At 65.8% G+C, this 471-nt stretch carries 1 protein-coding gene; it reads right to left on the bottom strand.

Annotation, left to right across the window (positions count from 1 at the left end; all coding sequences use genetic code 11):
* Positions 1-471: tannase/feruloyl esterase family alpha/beta hydrolase (locus J5M72_RS28745; RefSeq protein WP_207868331.1), on the bottom strand; the 471-nt coding region annotated here is incomplete at both ends.

The raw sequence follows: 471 nt of genomic DNA, 5'->3' as shown, positions 1-471 counted from the left end.
CGCCCGAACAGCGGCACCTGGCTGCCGTTATGCCCCGCATCCGAACTGATGACGGCAAACCCCGAGCCCAGCGCGCTGCTGATGGGACCACCGCCCAATGCGCCCAACGCGGTGGCCACGGAGCCATCCAGCCCGCCGTTGGCCTGGTAATAGAAGCGCCCATTCCAGGCCTTGGGCAGGCGCATCTCAAAACCGATGGCGTAGGTCTTGCCATCCACGGGGCTCACGCGCGTGTTCATGGTGCCGGTGACCAGGCAGTGCTCGGGCACGGCGTTGCCGCCCACGCTCAACGTGCCTGCCGCCACGGTCGAGATGGCGGTAATGCTGGTGTTGGCAAAACTCAGTTTGCCGGCAAAGCTCTCGCACGCAGCGGCAAGGTTCAAACCGGTGGCGGGCGAAAGCTGTGGCAGCTGCGATGCTTGCGACGTTGATGCGTCGCCTGTGCTGTCGTCGTTGCAGCCGGCGCAGCTC

The organism is Pseudomonas sp. 58(2021) (assembly GCF_017491585.1).
Taxonomy (GTDB): Bacteria; Pseudomonadota; Gammaproteobacteria; order Pseudomonadales; family Pseudomonadaceae; genus Aquipseudomonas; species Aquipseudomonas fluorescens_BT.
The sequence above is the reverse complement of the archived record's forward strand: the minus strand, read 5'-3'. Positions and strand labels throughout refer to the sequence as shown.